Source organism: Nocardia wallacei (genome assembly GCF_014466955.1).
Lineage (GTDB): Bacteria > Actinomycetota > Actinomycetes > Mycobacteriales > Mycobacteriaceae > Nocardia > Nocardia wallacei.
Window position 1 is genome coordinate 1896649 of the sequence record NZ_AP023396.1, and the last position, 26101, is coordinate 1922749.

Here is a 26101-nt window from a genome sequence, read left to right on the forward strand (position 1 = left end):
GGTGGACGACTTCTCGCCTACCCCGGTAGTGCTGGCGCGCGAGCTGTATGAGCAGGCAGTGGAGCTTCTTCCGGCTCCGGTGCGGTGGCTGGTGGAGATGGTGGTGTTCGGGGGTGATCTGCCGCGCGCGGACGTGTCACGGATGCGGTGGATGGCGGCGCGGTTGCGGGAGAAGGCGGCGTCGCTGAACGAGTACGCCGAGGAGGCGAGAAGCCTTGGGGTGGAGCAGGATACGGTGGGCGTGCTCGGCGATAAGGTACGCGAGATGCTGCGTCTGCACGACAAGGGCGCGGTCCGGCTGCACGACGAGGCACTGATCTTGGCCGATCAGGCGGACGGGGCGGCGAATGAGGCGGAGAAGACGCTGTGTGTGATGTTCGCATTCGGCGTCCAGTTGGTGTGGCAGATCTACCGGACGCTGGCGGTGGCGGCGGCAGCCGGTCCCGCCGGCCAGGTCGCGGCGGCGTCGACTGTGGAGTCCATGCTGGTCAAGGGCCGCGCCGAGGCCGAGATGATGCGTACGGGCCTGAAGCAAGGTTTCGCGTGGCACGCGGCGAACGCGGTGGCCCGGGTGACGGGTCTGGGACCGCTGCAACTTGCTGTCGTGGTGGGGAAATCGGCGGTGTTCCCTGCGGCCGTCGATGGGGGCGTGCAATTGCTGCAGTGGGCGCAGGGACGCCGCGAAATGTCTTTGATCGGCGCCAACGGGGAGAATCCGAACGGGTTCGACCTGGCTTCGATCGCCGCTATGGGCGCGGGCGGTGCTGGTGGTGCGGTCGGTGGCGCGGTGGCTGGGCAGGTCGCGTCCAAGGTGTTTCCTCGGGTGGAGTCCAGCCGGTGGCTGCTGGGGCTGGTCCACGGGACTGCCGGCGCGGTGGCGGGCTTGGGTGCGGCGGCGTTGGTTACCGGATGGCCGCAAGATTTCGATCAGATGCTCGCGGAGTTGCTCAACGGTGCGGCCGGCGGAGCGATGGCCGCCCATGGCAGTGTCCGCGCCCGATCCGATGCAGTGGCGTCAGCGGTGATCGACGGCAGCGGCCGCTTCAGGCCGCCAGACGTGTCTGTCGGCGGGCGTGCTGAGAACACCGGCCGCGGTGTGGGTCCAGGTGCGCGCGGCCACTTGATGGCAGATGCCAGCTCGGGCGGTAATGGCCGGTCAGCGGCCGGGCTCGCTACACACGGGCAACCTGAGGGCATCGAATCGAGAGGTGCGACCGGGCATTACGAATTGTCGGAGTCGACCGTCCAGAGTGGGGTGCGTGAGGCGATTGCTTCCAATGTCGTGCGGTCGGGGGTGCAGGAGAACCGGGCTGCGGTAGCGGAGAGTGGTTCGGCCGGTGCCGCGTCCTCGGTGGTGAACGGGCGTGAGGCGAAGTTGCGGGCCGAGTTGGCCGATCGGGTGGCTGTCGATGATCAGCGGGTGGTGGATGCTCGCAAGCAGCTGGATCGGGCGTTGGCGGCGGTGGAAGAGGGGCGCACAGCCCTCGAGTCGGAGATCGCGAGTCGTGACGTAGCGGCCGCGCGGGCCGCGCACGACGCTGCGGTGAGCGAGGCGGTCGAGGAACGCTTCGAAGCGCGGAAGGCGGAGGAGGAGGCCGCGATCGCGGCGGCCGATGAGCAGCGGTCGCGGGTGGAGGCGGAGACCGGTGAGCGCATGCGGGCGGGTCGTGAGGCGCTGGCGGCGGCGCGTGCGCAGTGGTCGGAGAGTCGTGATGCGCATGAGGCGGCGGTGACTGTCTACGAGGCGAGTGTGCGTGGCCATGTGGAGGAGAGCATCGGGTCGGTTCAGGAGCGGGTCGACGTGGCGGGGGCCGCCCTGGCGCGGCGAGAACAGGAGTATCGCGATTACATCCGGAGCGCGGAGCCGGAGGCCGCGCACCTCGCTGGTTTGCAGCGCGGCGTCGACCGGGCCAGGGATCGGTTGCGGGGGGCGATGGCGGAGCGGGAGGCATTGTTGCGGGCGCTGCCGGGTGAGCATGCCACCGAGCTGAAAGCGGCCGAGTCCGCCCGTAACGAAATCGTATCGCGTTGGAGCAGAAGGGCTTTCCGGTCCGAGGTGGCCGTGCGGGAGCAGTACTGGCGCCGGGCGCTGGCCGAGCACGACGAGGTGGCGAAGGCGAAGCTGCGGGCAGCCGAGGGTGAGCTGCAGCGATGCACGCAGACATACCGGACGGCGCGCGATAGCCTCATGTCGGACGGGGTGCGGGCGATCGACGAGCGGTTCCGGGCAGCGGCGGAGGCGGGCAGGGCGGATATCGCGGCGTATGAGGCAGGGGTGGCCGATCGTGATGCGGCGTTCCGTGCCGCGTCGGACAAGCGGCTGCGGGCGATGATGGCGACCGATGAGCTGGCCACCGAATACTACGAGGAGATGCTGTACGAGGGGGATGCTTCGGATTCGGTGGCGGTTCCGGCATCGCCGGACGCACTGCTGAAGGGGATCACTGAAGGAACCCGCGCGGAGCGTTATCTCGCCATGCGGAAGTGGGCCGAATTGACCACCGGTAAGGACATGCGGGTGACGCAGCGTATCGCGTGGGGGCTGGAGCTGGCGGATATGAAGACCGGTGAGGGAAAGACGCTGCTGACCACCGTGAAGACCATCGACGACGCGATTCAGCACGGTGTCGCGTATGTGTGGACCAGCAGTGATTCGCTGGTGTTGGAAACGATCGCGTCGGTGGAGCAGGTCACCAGGTCCGAGCACGGGGATCTGCCGGTGGATACCTACCGGCTGGCGGAGATGAGTCAGGACGGTGACTTTCCGGAAGCGGCTCCGGGGCGCGGGCAGATGTTCGTCGGCACACCGGAGAACGCCGAGTTCCTGGTGCTGCGCCGGGGCAAGGCGTTCCTCGATCGCCTCCGCGAGGGAGGTGCGTCGGACGAAGAGATCACGGGCCTTCGGGAGAGGTTGTTCCCCAGGCTCAAGGAGCATCGGCTGCCCCTCGACGCGATCAAGGAAGCGCTCGACGAAGCCGCGGAGCAGCACGGTCTGGACGCCGAGTTCGAGCCGCTGCCCGGTGGGCGCGGGGCGAAGGTGCACACGATCGATGAGATGGACACGGTGGTCGACGGCCGTGAGGCGGTGCTGTCGCCCGGCGCCAGTGGGAACGAGGACCCCGAGGTGGTCGCGCGGCTGGAGGAGGTCTGGCAGCGGTTCAAGGCCGCGCAGCGGCTGCCCGGTGGGTTGACCGCGGCCGATTTCGGCAGGCCCGACGGCACGCGCGGGTTCTGGCGGGCGACGTTGAGTCCGGAGGCTATCGCGAAGCTCAACCGAGTGCCCGGGAAAGAGGTAACCGCGGCCGACGCCGAGATGTATACCAGTGCCGCGTTGGCCGAGTGGGCGCGTGTCAGAAATAGCGACTACATCGAAGGCCGCGGCGACATCGATCCGCATGGGGCCGAGCCGGTCGGCGGCGAGACCGTTGGCAGCGACTCCGTCCAAGGCCCTGGTGACGCGACTTCCGGGAGCGGGGGAAAGGTCCTGCTGATTGCGTCGGACACCAACGATCAGTTGCAGGCGAATCGGGAGGAGGGGACCGAGACCCGGACGCAGGGTTTGGTAGGCCAGTTCATGGACCTCAAGGAAGGGGTGCCGGTGCGGGCCAACCTGCCGGAGGAGGCCTTGTACATCTCGGTGGATCAGCTGATCGGCAGCAGTTATCTGGGGCGGCCGACGGGATACTCCGGCACGCTCAAGATCGTGGAGGCCGAACTCTACGACCGTTACGGTATCGCGGGAGTCCCGGAGAATCCGCCCTACTACGTCTCGCAGCTGGAACGGCACTACCCGCTCAACGACGAGGCCCGGCATCACAAGCTCGCGCAGATGGGCCGTGACGTGGTCGGGGAGCTGAGATTGACGCCGGTCTTCGATGAGAACGGTGTGCTGGTCGGGGTGGAGCAGCACGGCCGTCCGCAGCTCAACGAGCATATGGACAACAGGAACATCCGTGGTGACGACGTTCGCGAAGACGAGAACGGCAACCGGATTCGGCTGCACGGGTGGCGCGACAAGTTCGACCACGAGAAGGGCCTGGTCGACTGGGTCGACCAGATCACCCACGACCATGTGCAGGCGTTGTCGCGGGCGTATCCGCTGCTCGACGCGTGTGAGCGTGCCGGTGCTCCCGCCGGTGAGGTGGCGGCGTTGCGGCAGCGGATCGCGCAGGCACCGCCGGTCGAGGTGATCCGCTCCATGCTCGACGCGGCCGCCGCGCACTACGGAGTCGAGGTGCGCTTCGATTCGGTGGACGGTCTACCGGTCGCCGACGGGATCGGGCTCGAGTATCTGGTTCTCGACGCCCGTACGTCCGATGAGCACGGCACCGGTGAGGCGGCCAAGCGGTGGGCGAACGATCGGATCAAGAACGCATGGGGGGCGCCGGGCACCGTCGCGTTCGTCAACAAGGAGTATCTGCGCGGCACCGACTGGGAGCCCACGCCGGAATCCATCGCGCTGGGCGGGACCCTGGCCCGGATGGATGGTGGGCCGTCTCGGGGGCAACGGGCGTTCGAGCAGGGCGTGGGCCGCGCATCCCGCGGCGGTACGAGCACCGACCGCGCAGCAGGCGGCACACCGGGCACCTTCATGCAATATCTCTCCCCGGAGGATTTTCACGGCACCGTCGCCAACCACGGCGTCACCGAGCAGGTCGTCATGTTCACCGACGCCGTCACCGCCCAACGCGCGGCGGCCGCCGAGCACGCGGTCCACAACACCGCCGACAGCCGCGCCGCGCTCGACCGGGCAGACCGGGCCGTCGCAGCCGCCGAGCGCGTCCTGCGCGAGCACGCGGCACCGGCCCAGATGCGCGCGGTCGAACACCACCTGCTGGCCACCGGCCGCACCCAGCACGCGCACACCCCTCCGGCCGCGGCCGCTGCTCCCCACGCTGTCGCCCCTGACCAGGCCAACGCCTCTCCCTACGCTGTCGTCCCTGGCCAGGCCAACGCCTCTCCCTACGCTGTCGTCCCTGGCCAGACCAACGACTCTCCCCACGTCGTCGCCCCTGGCCGAACCAACGCCTTTGCTCAGGCTGTCGCCCCTGGCCAAGACGCCGCACTTGTCCCGGTCATGGACGGTGGTTTCGCTCCCGAACCGGTGCGTTCCGCCCTGCCCGCAGCCGGATCGCACAGCGCCAATAGCTTTGTCGGCCCGCAACATCCGGCCGAGCGATTCGCCCGTCTGGCGGGCTGGCTGAGGATCCCCGCAGCGATCCCGGGTGCGATCGCGGCCCCGCTCGACGACGAGGACGATGACCTGCCGGACCGGTCGCAGCCGGACACCTCGGCGGCCGTGCAGGCTCTAAACCGACTGCACGCAGGTCTACCGCCTGCAGCCACGGAAACGCTGAACCAGCACCTCGACCACCCCGCACCCGCAGCGGTGGTCCACGACCCGACTCTGTCCGACAAACAAGCGCTGCACCAGCTCGAAGACCGGCGCGACCGGCTGTCGGGCGAACTCGGCCTGCGGCCCGGGCAGGTCGCGGGCGCGGAAGGAATCCGCCTGGTCGGCGACATGATGGAGCGAGCCCGCCAGGAACTCTCCGAAGCGCTGGCGACACTGCCCCGCCCGCCCGCCGAGGTCGATGTCGGCATCGCCCGCGCCGTGATCGCCGACGCCGTCGCACACCTCGCACAGACCACCTCCACCGACACCGAGGCGCCGGCCCAGCCCATGGTCGAAGCCGCATCGAAATACCTGGCCCTCACCGCCCTGCTCGACCTGGTCGTCAGCGTGCACCAGCGAACTCCGAACGGCTGCGTGAACAACGCCGTGACGATGATGCGCGTGCTCTACCCCGACAACCAGCACTCCTACCGCATGCCCGAGCACACACCGCTGGCGGGCCACGGCAGCGCCGAGGTCCAGTTCGCCTCCGGCGGAGGGGATTTCGCGACATTCGACAGCCTGGACACAGCGGCCGAATCGCTGGCGAACAGACCAGGAGGCGCCAGCTGGGTGGTCTACAACTGGGTCGACACCGACGGCGGGAAGGTCGGGAAAGTCCGGTCTCATCTGGTGTTGCTGCACAACAGAAGTGACCGCCAGGACAAGCCGGACCTCGTCGTGCTCGACATCAACGCCGGTAACATTCGCTCGGCTACCCGGCCCGAGGACCTTTCCGGACCGAAGGCACTCCTGAAGCGAAGTGTCCGTTTCGAGGAGTGGAAGAAGAAGCAGGGACGTCACATCGAACGGCTCAGCCGAAAGGACAGCCGAGTCTGGGCCATCGAATTCGACAGCGGCGGCAACGTTCTCGAGCGCGATTCCGAGCCCCGGAACCCGGCCGCTTCCGTTCCCCTCGCCAACGTGGTCTCCCTGGCTTCGCGGCGCGACCACGCGCCACCACAGGTCCGGTTGGACGAACTCAGGCCCACTGGCCACCGCCCATCCGACAGCCAACCGCACATCGACGATGTGCCGACGTCTGCCACAGAACTCTGGCCCGAAACCGGTGACGTGCTTTCGGAACAGCGATTTCAGCAGTTTCTGGGTATGTATGCGACCGATATCACGATCGGTACCTTGTCGGATCGGATAGCCAGGATCGCCCGCGAAGAGGGAGTCGACCCCGCGACCTTCGGTGACCCTTCAAGGTGGTCGGAGGTGTCCGACGAACTGCGCCGGGCGTTGGAACGGCGCGAACTCTTCCTTCGCCGGTCGGCGGAATTGCACTCGCTGGCCAGCGAGGCGAAGCGCGCATTGCTGGACTTCTTCCGCTACCGGTCCGAGATCGCCGGGCGCCGCGACCACGCGGCGGCCGAATACCGTCGGTTGAGCGGGCTTCTGGATGCGAAGCTGGCGGAACACCTGCCCGGCCAGGTATACGTCCACCCGCACGACATCGAGAAGTACTGCGCCGCAGCCGCGTTGATGGACATCCGTGATATCACCGGGAACCCCGACATCCGCCTGCTGCATCGCGACGTCAGCCCGACCGGCACGCCGCTGTTCGAAGTGGCCGCGGCATCAGGAGCCCATCCCGTCGCCTATGAGAACCACTCTCAGCTGGCCGAGCAACTGCTCGGATCAGGAGACGGCGCAACCGCTCTGGTATTCGATCATTACGAAGACGGTGGCGCGCACTCCTACGTCATGACGAGCAACGGCAACGAAGTTGCGGTCAGCGACTGGAACGGCTCGAAGCTGCACTCCTTCCCTCGGCAAAGCCTCCGGCAGGTCAAGGTTGTCTACGGATTTCTGTTCGGCCCGCGCCTCGAGGAGTCTATCGGCCGACCCCTGGAGCCGATGGACGAGATAACGCGCAGAGAACTCATAGAATTGTCGAACAAATATACGTGGCTCGTCCAGGAACAGGATGGGTTGAAAAGACTGCGACAGACGCTGGGATCGATAGACGTCGACCATCCGAATCGTGCCCTCGACCTGGCGGAGGTCGAAAGACGTTTGCGAAGAATCCCGGGCGACAAGCTGCAAATCGCATATATCGCCAATGCGAAAATTGCCGGCAGGCAGTTGGTCGCTGTGCATCCGGATCATGTCGGAATAATTCCTGACGCGTCCCTCGATAATGTGAATCTAACGACCGTTTCATTTCGGAAATTTCTGCCCACCTCCGATTTGCTGCCGAACCTTCTCCGCATCATGAAACCCGGTGGAACGGCGACCATCCGCGTGGAGGAACCGATGTTCCGCCTCGACACCCGCCCACGCGAGGTCGCACGCCACCTCGCGAATGCCGGATTCACCGGCGTAGCCTTCCACCACAACGGCACACCGTTCACGCTCTCGGCCATTCCCACCGAAACCGACGGCGACTACGAGATTCGCGTGGTCAAACCGGCGGCCGCGGTTGATCGGAAACCGCGTTCCTCGATCGGCGCCCGGCCACCCGACGAGCAATACAACCGGTCCGCTGGACCCGATGATATTCCCGATGGAATGCGAATCCATCCGATGCCGGGGCGGCCGGGGGTCACCATCGAACTGATTTCCTTCGATGACGGTTCCCGGATTCTGCGCGAGACCTACGACAACACCGACGAAGCTGTCGCGGAATGGACCAACACATGGATCGGCCGGTACATGGGAGCGCCGATAGCCGAGGTGTTGTGGCAGGAGCCCCAGTACCACGTCCTCTATCGGGAACACCGGTCCCTCCACCGGGGGACCGCTGATCCCCGTGTGGCCGACATGCTGGGCCTCTTCCATGCCATCACCGGGCAGGCCAGCCCTCTTGCCGCTGTATTCGTCCGCCGCGTCGGTCGCCGGAGGCAGTGGCAGGACCACCACCTCCGGCGGCAGGACATCATCGATGTCGGGCGGCGCGTACGTGAGTTCTGGGACTACCTGTTTCAAACCCCTTATCCAGAGGCGGTCCGCTGGACCATGCGCGAGACACACATGAACGCGACGATCGCGCTGGGCGAGATTGCGGCGCACGCCGAGCATCCGCAGTTGATGGCCGGGCTCGATCTCGAGACACAGGCCAAGGTCCGGCTGGTCGAGACGTTCAAGTCGCGCCACCCCTATCTCGAGGTCACCGGATTCGACTCGCCATACATTTCGGAACAGGTGGCCGAGGTAATCCTCGGAAGACTGGACGAACTGCTGGACAGGTATCGATATGCTCCCGGATACCAAAAGTTGAGGACCAATATTCGAGCACTGCGTATCGATTTGCTGTCGCCGCAGACGCGTGGGCTTATGAGCCCTCGATACGACGAACGAACCGATACTGTCAGCGGTGCCGATTTGACGTTCAACCTCCTGATAGCTGCCGAACAGGATGCGGAAAAGACTTACGCATACGTTGCCGCTCACGAATTCGCGCACGCGATCGATCAAGCGACCGGGTTCGAACTCAGTCAGCATATCCCGGCCGTACTCCGCGAGGCACATACGAAACTCGAGAGGCTGGGCCTGGACGAGAGTTACGAGGAATGGCTGGGCCCCCTCCCTCTTGCGCACCCAGTGCCGGGCAAGGAAGCGGAGGCAGCGGAGGAGACGATGGCCATCGGATTCGCCCATGCGGAGATCAATTTCGACGACCCTGTCGTCGGCAGTGCCAACTGGGTGATCCACGAGTACGTCACGAAACTACGACAGCCCGACATCGGTCCGGAATTTCGGATCGACCCTCGACTTCGCATCACCGGCCCGACCGGAGGCATCGGTAACAGGCCGCCGCAGGACCCGCACGAAGGCCCGGAGGAACAGAGCCCTGCCGCTTCCCGGCTCACGGAGTCTCCTGAAATGTCAGCGGCGGAGGCCCTGCACGCCCGATTGGCCGAAGAGGTGAGGTATCGGGCGGGGTTGCAAGGTCTCAGAGCGTCCGTTGCCGGTGAGACGAGGCCGAGCGACATGCAGCAGCTCCGGGATGCCTCCGTGCGGGGACTGAGTGAGCTGCTCGGCCGGGAGATTCTGCAGGACGTGGCGAGGCGGGTTTCCGATCCGGATTACGATGCCGAGTTCTCACGTGAGCGGGAGGTGGTGCAGGCGGAAATCATCCGGTTGATCGAACAGGAACCGGAGGGATATCGCCGTGTGGAACGAGTACTCGAGCCGCTGTTGCGGCGATTGCGCGCGCTGGACCATGACGAGTGGCGGGAGCTGGGCCGGCGGATGGAAGCGGGCGCATTCCGGTGGCTCGGCGGCTGGATTCTTCGCGGAATTCTGCTGCAACATCCCATGCGCCAGGATCTGCCGGAAGTCGTTGCGCGACTCGACCTTTCGCAGGCGGCCCAGCACGGTGATCTGCTGGCGATGATCGGGACGGCGGCGGCCGATCCTGTCACAGCGGTTGCGTCCGGCGGCGACGAACTGGCCGAGTGGCGGTTGCTCGGCGAGCGGGCCGGAACCGGCTCCCCGGTGAGGGAGCTCGTTGCCGCAGTGAGTGCTTACCTCGACCACGGCCGCATCACCGACCTCACTCACGAACTCCTCAGCGCAAACCGGGCAGTCCACGCTGCTTACCGCCGCGACCAGCAGCGCCGGCTCGGGAACATGTCGTCCGAGACTCAGAACATCCAGGCCGAAACCGGGCAGATCGTGACCGAGTCCGCGGCTGCCCCGGAGGAGATACGGGACCTGCTCGATGAACTCGCCCGAGTGGAGAAGCTACGTGATCAATGGGCCGAGTCGTGGGTGTCGTTGCGCGACCTCGGTACGCGGCGAGAAAGAGCGACGGGTCTACCGTCGATCCGTGCCGAGTTCGAGCGCCTGACGGCTGCGCTGCGCTGGGAAATAATGAGACAGGGCACGCATTTCGCGGAGGCCGACCCGAATCCGGGTCGGGTGGAGCGTGTCATCGCGGAGTTGGCCGGACGCGCCTCGAGCGGTGCGACGGACGAAGGAATGCTCGAGCGGTTGGAGAACGCGAAACGGTGGCGACGGCTCTACTTCCTCCTGCGATACGCGGATCGGTACGAGCAACTGCTCACCGAGGTGGACACGCGGCTCGGCGAGATCAGACGCGTACGCGATCAGCTCACCACCGACTGGGCCCCGGATTCGTGGCAGCCCGTGCCGGGCTGGGGACCGGCCGGGGCACCACGCGAGTTCACGCCGCTTCCGCAGGCTGCGGCGCGGGCGCGCGACTGGGGTCGTCGGATCGCCGCGGCGGCCGAGCGAAAGCGCCGATTTTCCGCTGACACCCTCGCGCGGGCGAGCAGGCTCGGAATCGACGACGCGGAAACCCTCAGCCCTCGCGAGCTGGCCGAGGTCGTCGATGATCGCGCGGCCGGCTACGACGATCTGTCCAGGGCTCTCGGTGAGCTGTCACATGCGTCGAGTGCACTGGCCGAGGTGCAGGCCGAAGCCTTCGAAATCGAGAACGGTTCGGTGGATCTGGAGAGCCGGATGGTGCTGGACGACTTCGCCCGGGTGGCGGAACGGAGCCTGCGTCTCGAAGCGGCGACCGACCTCGCCGAGGAAGTGATTCGAAGCGAGGTCATCGACCGGGGCGGTAGACGGTTGGCGCCGGGCGTCGGTGTGCTGGAGATCGACGGCACGGCGCCGAAAATACTTGTGGCCGGGCCGGTATCGCGGGTGGAGCACCTGCTGGAGCGAATCGATTCCGCGGATTTCGAGAACCTGATTCGGCGCGGTGTCCAGTTGGTGGGATTCCATGTCGTGGTAGACGAACAGGGCCGCGTCTTCGTGCACGAGGTGGTCCCCGAACCCGCCGCGACACCCGCCTCCGGACCGGAGCCGACCGGTGACGAGCACTCTCGGCGCCCAGCGCACGAGACCTTCGCGGAGCGGCTCGAGGTATGGCGGACGGAGCGACGCCTCGGTACCCGGGTATCCGCGACTGCCCGGGACGAGCATGCTTGGCGGTCCGCGCACGACGCGATCACGGACCGACTCGATTCCTGGCTGTCCGCGGGAGGTATCGGCACCCGGCTCACGCCCTGTGTCGCCTTCCTGCCCGACTCTTCCGGGGACGGCGGTGTGGTAGTCGTGGCCGCGCCGCTGGGCGGGCACGACGTCGCATTGGCCGAGCTGGTCACAGCGAATCCGCGATTCGCGGGCGTCGGTGAGCGGCCCGAGTTCGACTGCCGGTATCTGGCTGTGCTGCCGGGGATCGAAGGTCCGATCGTGGCCGAGATCTCCGCCGCGGTGGCCCGTAACCCCGACGGTGCGGCCTTGCCACCGGGAGTGGCGGCTTCGCACCGTGCTGCTTCGGCAGTCGAAACCGAGGGGATTCTGCTCGGCGAGTACCTGCGGTATCGCCGACTGGGGCTGGTGCGGGTCGGATTCCGCGACTGGCTCGCCCAGCTCGGTGAGATGTGCTTCGGTGACGAGGGGCTCAAACGTGACGGCACGGTTCAGGCGTTCGCCGCCGCGGCAGCCGAGGCACAGCCGACGGTGGACGAAGACCGGCCCGACCCGACCGCTGTCCTGATCCGCGTCGCCGGACGGAGTTTCCCGCTGCCGGACCTGTCCGGCCCGCCGTCCGGGACCGCTGTCGGCAGCGTGTCCTTGGTCGGCACTGTCGACATCGGTGGCGTAACAGCGGAAGTCGAGTTGTTCGACGACGGTGGAGTCTGGCGCGTGGCCCCGCCACGCGGAGACGGGCAGCCCGGAGATGTGCTCAGCCGGTGGTTCGAGGGAAGGTCGGACACCGATCCGGATCGGCTCCTGGACCGACTGGCGCACCTGCTGAACGACGGCGAAGCGGCGTTGACAACCGTGGACGCCGGAGTGGCCGCGGCGGAAGTCGACTCTCGGAGCAGAACCCCTCACGTATGGCGGCTGCGTGGTTTCGCCATAGGCAGCCCTGTCGAGATCAGCCTCACGCGCGATAGGAGGGGCTGGCGTTCGACGGTAACCTCCGGGCCGAATTCGGAGATATTGAATCTCACTGGGGCGAAGTCGCTGAACAGGATGGCGCAAGAGCTCACCGCCATGCTGCGCATCAGCAACAACGAGTCCGAAGCCGGAGGTTCGAGGCCGTCACAGATCACCTTGTCACCGGACGAAATCCGGGAATATCACGAGCTGGTCCGGCAAGCCGACGCCGCCGCCGGACGGTCGCGCGCCTGCGCGGAGGAACTGGACACGCTCGCAGGTCGGCTGGGGATGGCCTCGCCGGAGGTGTTGGAGATGGCCGACCCTGCGGCGCGCACCGCTGTGCTGGCGTCACTGCGCGGTGCGGTGGCGCGTGACCGTGCCGCGCTGGCCGCCGAGATCGGCGTCGACCCATCGGAATTGGAGTCGATTCCGATCATCGATGCCGAGCATGACCTGTGGCGCAATCGGATCGAGGCGCGCGAGGCCGATATCGACACGCTGGCAAGGCTTCTCGCTCACCGCGAGCAGCTGGCGGCTGCGGTGTCCCGCGCCCGGAGGGACCGTGACGCGGCACTCACGAGGCCTGTCGTCGCCGCGGAACTCGAGCGCAGCGACCGGAGCAGGCAACTCGGGCCCGGCATCGTGTTCCACCCGAACCTGGCCGGACGCCACGGTCTCCTGGTCGTCATCGCACCGCCGAACGGGCATGCGGCGGCGTTGACGGCGCTGGCACTGGAGCATCGCGAATTCGCGGACGCGAGCTATCGCCTCGGTCTGCGTATCCACTACCTGCGTGTGGACCCGCAGCCGGACGGACGGATCGCGATCGAACAGATCGAACCGCAGGCCGCCGGTGTCCCCATCGATCGGCGGAACGAGGCCCGCCTGCACCTGCTCCATCAGTACTTGGTCTTTCGGAAGGCAGGAGTGCTCACAGCCGGATTCCGTGAGTGGTTGCGTCAACTCGGAGCGGGCGCGTTCACCAAGTGGCCGGAATCGGCGCGCGTCGGCAAGGGATTGGCGAGGTCGACGGCCGTGGTATCCGAACCACTCGTTGCGCCGCTCGAGCTCATCGAAATGGGACGTCGGACGGTGCGCGCCGATCCCGCGCTCGACCCGCGGCACCCCGCACACGTCCTGCACCGGTTGCACACTCACCGGGCGGCGCCCCTGCCGTTGGGCGAGCGGCATCGCGGAGATCCGTCCGCGCAGACGGACCTGAACCCGTCCGCGCATCTCGAGACGCATCCCATCTCCCTCGATGTCATGGCCGACTACGTGGTGCTCGAACGCCGCGGGCGCACTTGGCATGTGGCTACCGACACCGGCCAGGCGTTCAGCGATCTGCTGGCCGTGCACTTCCCCGACCTGACCGGGAAGACACCGCGGGAACTGATCGAACAGTTGGAAAATCTCGTTCGCGCGCCGCCGCGGGTCTACGACAGCGCACCTTCCGGGCTCCCCAAGACCGGGCTTCTCACCGCTTTCGACTCGGCCCGCCTGGGCCCGGGAACCCCCAGGATCACGGTTCCCGAGGATCGCGCGGCCGAAGTCCCACGACGGGGGGTCACCGGAACGGAGGCGGCCCGATGGGCCGGAGCCAATTGGCACCGAGGCGGCTATTCCGATGCCGCGGAGCTGGTCGAACAGGTGCGCCGGTCGCGCGGCACGGTGGTGGGTGTGGTCGATCTCGGCACGGCCGCACCCGCATTCACCGTGCGCATGGACGGCGATGTCATCACCGTCGAGGAGCAGATATTTCGTCTCGGCCCACGTGGCGCGGCCGTCCCCGACGTGCGCACCGTGCGTGGTGACGAGGCCGTGGATGCGTGGGCCGCCCACCTGATGCGTGTGTCGGGGCCGGAGGCGACATTCCACGGACTGGCGTGGAAATCCGACGGGACCCCCGAGAATCCGCTGCTGCCGGGCCGGAAACCCAGCGGCGTGCCCGGCCGGGAAATTCCGTTGCGGCTCATCGGCGGCCGACGCGACCTCCCCGAGGAAATCGGCCACCGGCCGCCCGAGGAACCCGCCGTCGGCGCCCGCCGCGACGATCCGATAGTCGAGTACAACACCCGTAGAATGCAGGCCGTCCGGCGATACGACAACGATTACGGGCTGACTCCGCTGGTCGATGCGGACGGCCGGACGCTGCCCCCGGAAGGCATCTTCGCGTCGGTCGATGCCGAGGGTGTGCTTCGTATGCAGGTGCGGGCGAGTGAACGCACACCTCGCGTCTTCGCGATGGTGGCGCAGATGGAGGCCGAGATCGGTCATCTCGTCACCGGGATTCAGGACTTCTGGACCGTTACCTACGACGGCCTGACAACCAATATCGACGTATTCAACACTTTGCTCCGGGAAAATCCGGAGCTGTCACCGGAAGACGCGGCCGCCCGCACATTCACCGGGCGAATGGCTGCTCGCCGCGGTCTGACGCGCGTCCGGTTCGAGCACCTCGACGGGCATCGAGGCGATTATCGCCACGTCGTCGTGACCTTCACCGCGCCCGACGCAGGCGATCGACGGACGGTCGCGGATCAACCGGATTACAGCGCCATCGCCGCGACTATTCATGGGCGCGACCTTCCCGGTGATTCGTCGACACCGGTAGAGACGACCCTCGGCGGGGCGCTCGACACGGAGCGCCCGCCTCCCGGCTCAATCGCAGCAGTCATCGCGGGTACCGACCACGGGATGCATCGGATCGATGCGCGACCAACAGACGACGAGCAGGCTCCGGCTGACGCGCACGGCGACGATGACGCGTCGCCGCCTGGACTCATCGGTCACCGGCCGCCGGACGATGCCGAGTCGCGACCCGACACGGTAGGAGCGAACCTGGCGTGGGTCCGCGATATGGCGGTCGCGGATCTGGCCCGACGTCGCGAGGCGGATGCCGCACCTGCTCCCGTCGATCTCGCGAGACCCGTTGCCGGCGTGCCGGACCCGATGGCCGATCGGATTCGCAATATCGATGCGCTGATGTCCGCCCTGCGCCTCGCGCGGAGCGAGCGGCGGCGAGCGGCAGCTCGACTCGAACAGGCTGTCGCCGCGTGCCCGGATCTCGAGGAGATCCCCGCGCGTCCGGGTTCGAATGAAGTGCGGCGAGCGTCCGGCCTGAGGGACGAGGCCAGAGCACGGCTCGCGGAGATCTTTCGGACGGCGCCGGACGGTCCGTCCGGCGAGGCTGCGGACCAACTGCGCCGCCTCGACGCCGTAGTCGATGCCACCTACCAGTTCGACTACGACGAACGACGGCTGGTCGCGCTGACCGAGCTCGTTGCTCACCTGGACCGATGGGCACGGCGGGTGCTGGCTGCCGATCCCCCGGCCGCCGAGCGTCACAACGCGTTGCCGGGAGGTCAGCGCGTCGATTCGGATACGCTGGACGACCTGTTGCGCGGAGCGGTTCGGCGGCTCGCTTTCGACTCCGCGTTGCCCGGTGAAGAACTGGACCGGATCCGGCGCGCAGCGGATCGCCGGGCACAGACACAGCGCGACCTCCTCCCCGCTCTCCTCGGCCGGTCACGGGTGGACGCGGCAGATTTACTGCGTCATGGATCGCCGACCCACGACGATTGGGCTGCCGAACTGGCCGAAGCCGGCAGGAGCCTGGGAAGGATCGCCGATATTCCGGCCGACCATTTCGAGTCCCCGGACCGGGTGCAGATGACCTTGGAAGACCTCGCGGACCGCTACAGGCGGGACGGATGGCCCGAGGAGGCGAAACGAGCTTTCCGTCGGCTTCGCCGGGCTCACCGGGTGACGGCAACCGTCGCGGAAATCCGTCGCATGGAAGAGCGAGCGCGCCGCATAGACGCGTTGGACGCGGCATTCCGCGATGTGGCCGCGTGGCAGGAGCGGGCGCGTGTTCGCGGCCATGCGGCCGTGGACCTCGAACGCGCATATCACCGACTGTCAGCGGTAGGACAGCGGCTCGATGCCCTGGCCCGTGAGCTGGCGGCCGCGCAGCCGAGCGTGCGGAGGAACCGCTACCAGCGGCTGGCGGACAAGTACGGACTTCGGCTGTGGCGGCTTCGCCCCGGCTGGGATGACCAGCGCAAGCTGGACACCGAACTCGGACTCGCCCGGTACCGGCTGCGGAGCACATTCGCAGTGGACCGGACGACCATGCCAGGAGACGAGCTGGTACAGCTGATCCGGCGAGCCGTCGAGCCACCCGGTCAGAGCGGGCGGGAGTGGACGCCCGCGCAGCCCGAGGCGACCGACCAGCAGGTGAAGTCGGCAGATGTGCAGAAGCTCGAGGATCTGCACGACTTGTCGGATTATGCGGAAGCGGCCGAGCGGGAACGGACTCTTTTCGCCGAGCTGGACTACTGCCTGGCAAACGTTGCGCGCGAGTTGGTATTCGCACGATCCGGTCTGGGCGACTTCCGGGACACGGAACGAAGGGCGACGCTCGGGCGCGACCTGGCCGGGCTTCGTAGTGACGCCGTGGCCACGGCCGATGTCGCAGCCTGGAATCTCGCGAAGATAGGTGTTCCCTCCGTTTCCGATTCCGTGTGGCAGCTCCGCCCCGGTTCGCCCGGCGAGGCACAGGTGCTGGCGGAGCACGATGAGATTCGCGACTACCTTGCCGCCGCGTGGGGCATGGCTGCGAACTCGGTGACGGCCGAAGAAGCCGATAATCGTTCAGCAACGGCGACCAGCGACGAGGAATATTTCGCGCTCGAGCGGTTCCGCACGCTCGACGCGATGCTCGACAACGCGCGCCGGTTCCACCGCTACGACACATGGATTCGTGCCATCGACGCCTTGGCGAAGGCGTTGGACGACGCCCGGTGGCGCGAAGTCGTCGAGGCGACACAGGTTGGCGAACGTCGTGGGGAGAACCGTTCGTGGTTGCACGCACTGGAGGCCCGCCGCCGAGAACTCGACACGCTGGCGGGTCAGCGTGCAGCGCGCCCGCCGGGTCGGCGAGACGACGTCGACGCCCGCCTGGACGAGCTGCTGGGCGAGGTAGCGGCCGAGATAACCGTCCGATCGATTCGGCTGTCTGATTCCGGTGAGCACAGCGGTGACGGACCCCAGTATCCGATCGGTACCGGGCTCGTCCCCGAACCGCCCGACCCGGTGACGCTCGCACACGCCCGCCGTGACCTGGACCGGCAGTTCCGCGAGCGATTCGGAGATCGCGAACCCATGCCCATCGAACTCGAAGACTTCAGTATGGAGCCGTTGTCGCGGCTGCAGCAGTACGCGCACGTGGACTGGAATATCGACAAGCTGGCGGTGTCGCTGGGCATGCCGTCCGCGCAACTGCGAGAGCACATGCGTGGCGAGTTGCGGGCCGCAGTCTCGGGTAAATCGGTGGCTATCCGGATCGATGCGGAGAAGCTGCTGTCCGTGCTCCACGACGGCGTCTATCGGTCGAATCGCAGCCCCGGGGGAGAGCGGGCCGCCTTCGAGCAGTTGTGGTTCGGCGGTGAGCCTACCTACGGATACGTGGCGGTCGACGGCGTGCGACCCGCCGGTCTCCCTGGGTTGGATGTGCTGTCCACCGGATACGGCGGCGAACAGATCTTCCTGAAACCACGGGTCCGGGAGTACACCACATTCACTGTCGGTGATCACGAGGTGCACAAGACCCGCGTTATCGCGTCGCCGCTCACCGATCCACTGGAGTGGTCGTTCGGCGCCGCGTCCGATGCCGCGCACGACAATCCCGGCTTGGTCGGCATCAATCGGAACTACGCGGGCCAGCCGTTCCGGGGATCGATCTACGTGGAAGCCCAGATCCATCGGGATATCACCGTTGACGACATCGAGTTCGTTGTCCTGCAACAAGATCCGTCCGCACAGTTGCGTTCGGCGCTGGAACACCGCGGGATCGACTGGCGCGTGCTCAACAACCGGACCATCGCCGAGCACGGCAGCGACTCGGAGCGAGCCGCCGCGATCGGCCGCCTCGAAGAGGACCTCGCGCGGCTGCGCACGAGCCGCAGATACACCAGCCCCGATCCCTCCATTCGTCAGCTGAACGCGGATATGGAGCACCGGCTACGCACCGACCTCGCGCTGCTGCGACGCTCTGTCGGAACCGATGACCCACTCGACGGTCCCGAGTATCCGATCGGTGCGCGCCCGCCGGACGATGAAGCCACATCGATGGCAGGCCGGGCACGGGATACGCGGTTGCCGCGGCCGCGGCCCGGGGACCGTCCGCAGGACTGGTTGCGTGAGATCCGCCGTCACCTCGGGCTGAGTGCCGGGCAGATGGACGACCTCATCGGGGCCACGGACGGCACGTGGGCCGCCGCCGAGGCCCCGGTCGATCCGCGGCCGCTCACAGACGACCAGGTGCGGGCCCTGCTGCGCCGCACACCCGGCGCTCGCACGCTCTATGCGACGGTGGCCGAGCGCTTTTATCCGGGACTGCACAGTCGCCCCGATATTGTCGGTCGAAGCCTGCGCGGCATTCGCGAGACAGCCGATGTGCGGATCGAGCGATTCGCGCTGCAACTCGGTGCCCTGGAAGTAACCGTCCGCCATCGCGAGCTGGCGCAGCATTTGCCGCCGTCACGGGGGGCCTGGGAAGCGCACTTGCGCGCATTGGCAGCCTGTCTATCAGAGCAGGTCGATGACGGCACGCCTCTCGGCGCGGTCTTGGAGATATTTCGTCGACAGTTCGGGCTCACTCGGGAGCAGATTGCCGAGACGATGAGCGTGCCGACGGAGATGATCGACGAGATCGAGACCATGGTGTCCGTGCCGTCGAGGAGCACCGTGGAAGCCTATCTGCTCGCATTGCTCCCCGCCGTACCTCGATACCCGGAGGGTTTCGATACGCTACGGCATTACCTCAAACATCTTCGCCAGACAGCCGGATTTTCCCAGTCGGAATTGGCTGAAGAGGCGCGTATGCTCACCGTCGCGATGGTCCGGAACGTCGAAAGCGGAAGGACGCCGCCATCCAAGGAGATCATCGAACTTTATCTTCGAGTGTTCTCGCCCGGTGCGGTGACGTATCAGGACCTCACTGAGACGTTCCACGAGGTTCCGTCCGACATCGGTGCCCGACCGCCGGACCACCGGGACGAGATGCCCGACGCCGTGGACGGTGCTCGAGGGTCCGATACCTCGACCCGACATGAATTTCTCCCGGACGAGCCGGTCGCGGGCTGGCGTGTGGATACCGCCGAGTTGATCGACACGTATGTGGGCGATACCCCACCGAGTTATGAACAGTTGCGGATGCGGCTACGGGAGCTGGCCGGCCGGTACCCCGATGAGGTGGCATTTTTCCGGGAAATCGGTAGCTCGAGCGAGGGCCGGCCGATCGAGTTGCTATCGCTGTATGGTGGCCCGAACAATATCGAGTTGGTTGTCGATCCGCATCCGATGGAGCCCGTCGGCCGGGCGACTGCCTTGGCTGCCGCCGAATTTTTCTGTTCGCGTCCGGAGCTATGGTCGCTGTATTCCCTGCATATCGTCGTGAGTGCGGACCCCGACAGTGCGGTATCGAACAGACCACCTGCCCGGGCCGTGGGCCCTGTGGACCTGAGTGCTTACTACACCGGAATGCACCGATCGCTCAGTACCCCTGATTGGGCGGTCCCTGCCACCATACCGGTGCCGGAACGGAAATTCTCCTCGGCAGTTCCGTTGCCGGAGACATTGACCTTGATGACTATCAGTAAAGCGATCAAGCCATTCTTTCGATGGGTCGGACACAATGCCGACTTCGGCGGCGCATACATCTTTTTCGGTATTTCCGGAGATCGTTACGTACGTGCGCTGAGCAAGCGGATACCTCGACTATTCGCCGAGATTGCCACGCGGCACGGTATCCCGATTTCGCCGCACCCGATAGATATCGCGCTCAACCCGGATTCGGCAGAAAAGCTCGGGCCCGGGGTGTTCACTGAGATGAACCTACCGGTCGGCGCCAATACGGGGCGATTCGCCGCCTGGTTCGGCGCATTGTCGACGAATATCGAAGTGCCCGAATGGTCGGTGCGGCCGTCGAGCGTGACCAGGTCGGAGGCAATCGAGCTGCTGAAGCAACGTGCTGCGGTGTTCGAGAGCCTGGTTCCGCGTGTGCCGGCAGATATCATCGCGAGCGAATTCGGTCGAGCTGCCGCGAAGATGATCCGGTTTCTGCCGGGTGAGGCGGATGCTTTGCAGCGCAATCCGGACAAGCTATTCGAGCCCGGGATCGTCCACCGTCCTCCTCTGCGGCGTTTGGGCGGATTGTTGCGTCGAATCGATGCGGCATTGGCGGCCAACCCTGGACGTGCCGAGCTGCTGGCTCTGCGTGAGGATGTGAGCCGTTATTTTCTCGAATGGATCGAGTTTCAGCGCGCTGATCAGGATCCGGTTTGGCTGCCGCTGCGTTCGACTGCCGGCATGCAGCTGGAGTTGATTTTCTCACTTATTCCCATGGCGCGGGCTACTCATTCCGATGCGCACGTGACGGGAGAGATGTCGACGCCGTGGTCTCGGTTGAAGAATGAGCCGATCGGCGATCGGCCAATTGACACCGGACCGGCCGGTGAACCAGCCGGTTCACAGAGATATTCACCGATCGATACGCGCCGGGACGAACCGAAACCCGGTCTTCGGCGCTCGGAGCCACTGTCGACACCGTGGGCGCTCGTCTACCAGAGCGCGCCTGCTGCCCAGCCGTCCGACGAGGACGGTGTCGTCGATTCGATGTGGACGGCCGACGGGGCGCGGTTGATCGATGAGTATGTGGGTGATACTTCGCCGACCTATGAGGAATTGCGGCGGCGGTTGCGTGATCTCGCCGAGCGGCATCCCGAGGACGTGGCCAGGTTCAGTGAGATCGGGCGTACTCGCGAAGGTCGGCCCATGGAGCTGCTGTCGATATACGGGGGTCCTCGCAACATCTTGCTGATTGTCGATCCGCACCCGATGGAATCGGTGGGCCGCGCGACCGCGTTGGCACTCGCCCAATACGTGCTGACGGAGCCGGGGCTCCGGTCCGAGGTGTCGTACCACTTCATCGTGTGTTCCGATCCCGATACCGCGGTGTTGAACGCGCCACCGGCCCGGACTGTCGGGCCGGTGGATCTGGCCGCGTACTACACCGGAATCGCCCGGCCGATTCGGCACCCCGAATGGAGTTTTCCGGCGGCGGTGCCGGTACCGGGTAGCAGATGGGACTCGGAGGTTCCGTTGCCGGAAACGCTGGCTCAGATGGCCATGATCAAAGCGCTGCGTCCGCTTCTCATGTCGCGGTCACTGCACAATATCGACTCGGAGGGTGGCCACCTGTACTTCGGCATTTCCGGTGGCGGCTGGGTGCGCGAACTCGGTCCACAGATCCCCGAGCTTTTTGCCGATATCGCCGCCAGGCACGCTATCCCGGTGCAGGCAATTCCTGGTGACGTTACTGCTCGGCCGTCATGGTACCAGCATATTGGAAATGGCGTTTATGCCAATAGGTGGGTGCCCGGTCATGCTTTTTCGGGTACATTTGTCGGATATTACGGCGGATTGCCGATGACGATCGAGGTGCCGGAGTGGATTACGCGACCGTCGGTGCTTACCAGATCGCAGGCTGCGGACCTGTTCGAGCAGCGCGCAGCGATTCTCAGCGAACTCGTCGATCGCCTTCCATCGGAAATGCCTGCCAGCGTGTTCGGCCCCGCTGTCGAAGCGTTCATCACATCGCTGTACGAAAAGTCCGAACAATTGCGCAGAGATCCGAGCGCAAAGTTCGTTCCCCAAGCAGTACATCGATGGCCGTTGCGCGGTATAGCGGCACTGCTGAGACATATCGACGAGGCGTTGGTGTCGGATCACGAGAATTCTGAGTTGGAAGCGATCCGAGCGGACGTGAACACGAACTTCCTGGAATGGATACAGTTTCAACGCGATGACCAGAACCCCGTCTGGCGACCGTTGCGTTCTACCGCCGGCATGCAGCTGGAATTCATCCTTGCGACGATCCCGAGGGCGCTACAGGTAGCGGATCGAGCCGAGTGGCGTGACAGAATGGTAGTGCCGTCCGATGACCGCGAACTGGATGATGCATCCGGTACGGCGCCGCCGACCGAGGGAGCTGCCCTACCCGGCCTCACGATCGAAGCGGCGACGGCCGCGGATGTCGAAGACCTGTCCCAGCGCTTCGGTAAACCCTGGATTCTCGAGGACCGCCTGCAACGCCAGGGCAGGGGAGACGGCGTGCTGTTCGTGGCGCGACGAGACGGCAGTCCGGTAGCGCATGGGTATCTCTGGCTCGAGGATGCCGAAGAACCGGAAATCCGATCCGGGCTTCCGGGCGTCGCATTGATCAACCACCTGGAAGTAGCTGACGGCCTCCAAGGCCGTTCCATCGGCAGCGAATTGATCGCGCACATGGAACGCTATGCCCGAGTGGAAGCGGGTCGTGATCGGATCGCGCTGGCCGTTCTTCCGGGCAACACCGCCGCGGCACGTCTGTACGAGCGATTGGGGTACGCCGACTGGGGCCGGGGGACCGTGCAGTGCTACGACATCATGGAAAGGGCGGACGGGAGCCGGGTTCGAGTGCCTGATCCCGAGCAGGCCCGCGTGTTGGTCAAGGATCTCGGTCTGCGGCCGCTGTCGGACGATTCACGGTCCCCGCCTTCTCTTCCCGCGTTTACAACGACTGGCGGTGAACCACAGCGCGGCGGCCCGGATACCGATGGCGTTGGGGCTGAGGCGGTGCTCGGTAGGCACGCGATGGACTCGACGCCGGATCAGGTCAAGGAGTTGCTGCGGCATACCCGGGTCGGCCGTCGGGTGCTGGCGTCGCTGGAATCGATGCCGGTGCGCGAGCGTTTCGAGTTGATGGGGGAGGGAGGTCATTACGGTGGCGTGTGGGTCGGCAGTGCGCTTACCGCAACGGTTTTCACGTCCGGGCACGACTATGCGGCGCAGGCGCTGAACCTGGCGCACGAGATCGTGCACGCCGAGTTCTTCGTCGAGGCTCGCACGGTTCGTGATCCGCTATCGATGTCGATCGACGAGTATGTGGGGGCCATGGTCGCGGAGGAGACCGCGTGTTTCCGCATCATGGCGGAGCTGGCCGCCGAGCTTCGGTCGCTCGGGCTCGACATACCGCCGCAGGTCACGGAAGCCGGGTACGACGAGGCCTATGACAAGGCAACAAGGCGCCGCGCCAGTGCCGTGCCGAACCCGGAACAGAGGCACCAGCAGGCGCACGAGTCAGCCCTGAAGGCCTCCGAACAGGAAGTCGCCACCTTCGAGTGGGCGGACGGTCGCAGCTACCGCCAGTTCTACCGCGACGCCTATCGAGCGTTGGAGAGGGGGGCGCGGACTCGACCACCTGCCGGAACTGCCGCCACCGTCGGCCATCCTCGCCGCTACGACCCCACGCCCGAGGGCGCGGAACGACTGCGCCGAGCTGCCCTGCGGCACGACCACGATGTCGTATCGGCGAACGAGTTGTCCCGGCGGCTGGCCGAAACGGCGGCCGAACTCGGTGTCGCCGGAGGGCCCAGATCGATCACCAGAGCACGGGTGGAGAAGGAGATCGCCGCCCTGAAAACGGAACTGGCGACCGGGGCGCCGGATCGGTTGCCGGCGCTGCGGCGTCGGCAGCATCGGTGGCGCGAGCTGTCCGACATGGCCGATGAGTACGGCAGGCTCGATGCGTCGATCCACCGGATGAAGGCGATGGAGGACATCCTCGCCGCCGATGTCGTCGACCGAATGACGAGTACCGTCCCTGGCGCGCAACGTATTTCGGACCGTGCGGTACTGACGCCGGGCACACCGAGGCGGCTGGTGATCGTCGGCGGTCCGGGGGAACACCAGTCCGTGCTGGCCGATCCGCGTGTGGTCGCGGCGAGGCGTGGCGCACAGGTCGAATACTGCCACGTACAGATGCAACCGGGCGGCGAGCCGCACGTATGGACGATGACCGCACCGACCGCAGTGCCGCGATCGGCGCCGCCGAGATTCCTGCACCTCGCCGACCAGGCGACTCGACACCGCATGGCGCGCATTCGCACGGAACTGGGCACCACCGAGGTCGGCCGATGGGCGCTCGAGGTATTGCACGACGTGAAGATCGTGCAGACAACGAATCCCGCGGAGGCGGGCTACAAACCGGTCCGGCACCGATTGGTCCTCGACGCCGGAATGTCGGACGAACACCATATGGCTCACCTGGTACACCAGGCAATTCACGTCGAGGTGGCCCGAAGCAGGGAATCGATCGAGACCGTCCGCGCCCAGCTGACCTTGCCGCGAGAAGCGTATATCGATGCGCGGATCGACGAGGAAACCCGCGCGCACGCCATGGAAATCGTTGCCGCGGTACAGCTTCGAGCCGCCGGATATGACGTCCCGGAGCCGATGGGCATGACCGCCTACACCGAGGCCTACTATCAGGCACGGTCGGACCTGGCCGAGAACATGGCCCCGGACGGGCAAGCGGTACCCGACCGGTTGCTGCCGGTGCTGGATCGGATGGCGAACGACGCCGGCCTGGCAGCGCTGCGGCCGGAGGTGGAAGCGCATCCGGAGTCCTACCCGGATTCCTACGGCAAAGCGTGGGATGACGCCCAGGGCGTTCAGCCCTTCGCCGAGCAGGTCCAAGCCGCCCGCAGGAGCGGTGAGCGGTCGGTGCGAGCACTCGATGGCGGCGCCGATGTCATCGGTGTGCAGAACGTCGAATTGGTTTCGTACAACGATGGCGCCGTGTATGTCCGTGTGGCGGTGCGTGATTCCCGCTCGCGGCATGCCGCGGTGCTGTCGTCCCGGCTGGGCAGAGCGTTCGATGTGCCGATGCCCCGTGTCGTCGCGGAGGGCGACGTGCTGTACTTCGAGCCGACATCATGGGCCCTGCCCGTCGAGCTGAGCAGGGTGGGAGTCGGAGCGCCCGGGCTCGGGCTGCACGACGCGGTGGCCGGCTTTCCCGATTCCGCCGACCGCGTGATGGTCGAGCGTAGCGACCGGGTTGCCTGGAGTAATCACTACCGCGCGTTCGGTTTCGAGGATGCGGCCGGGGAAACGCCCAGTCGGTTTGCGCAGCGGTTCCTGCGAGCACGCGCCGACGGCACTCTCGAATTCATCGCTCACGACGTCCCACGCTCCGAGCTCGACCGGTTCCGTGACCGGGCCGAGAGGTTGCGGCCCGAGTTCGAACGGCTCGGACGCGCCGACTGGCACGACGTGGTGATGGCCCGGCTCGCGAAGATCGTGGCGCATGCCCCTCTCGATACCGTCTCGGGCCAGGAATCCACCGCACGTAGCGAGGCTCCCGATAACGCCCTCGACGCGGCGCACCCGTCGCAACGAGTTCTCAGGGGTCAGCCGCGCGACGCGGCGGAACCTGTGGTCACAGAAGGCGTGCGCGAGCCATCCACACCTTGGTCCTCGGTGACACCCGCAACCGACGTCCCGGTAGGTCGCCCGTCTCCACACAGCGAACCTGGTTCCACGCTCGCAACCAACTGAACAGCCGCATACACCGTTCGTGCCCAGCGCTGTTCGGTGAATACCTGCGTCGTCGGCGCCGTCGGGCGGAGGCCCGTCGACAATTGCGAGTGGAATCGAACTGCACCTGCGGAAGATCTTCAACAAGCTCGAAGTGCGGTCTCGCTCCGCACTCGTCCGGGTCGCCCTCACCGGAGACGAAGGCAACGGCTGACGTTGTCCGGAAATTTTCGGATCCGGCAGCTACAGTATTCGATTCCGATTCTCTCTCATGCTATTCTTCTGCATTCGATCTGTTCTGCTGCCGCGGCGGCATCGATGCTGTCCGGGTAGTGCCGCGTGCCGACGTAGGCCGATTTGCCGTCGTGAGTGTGGCTCCGAAGAACGTGTTCGAATCTTTGCCGCCGAGAC

1 protein-coding gene is annotated in these 26101 nt (G+C 66.2%); it reads left to right on the forward strand.

Annotation, left to right across the window (positions count from 1 at the left end; translation table 11 throughout):
* The first annotated feature begins 1 nt into the window (after nt 1).
* Nucleotides 2-25711 (forward strand): GNAT family N-acetyltransferase, encoded by a 25710-nt coding sequence (locus NWFMUON74_RS08785; RefSeq protein ID WP_187687339.1) that lies wholly within the window; start codon nt 2-4, stop codon nt 25709-25711.
* The last annotated feature ends 390 nt before the right edge of the window (nt 25712-26101 follow it).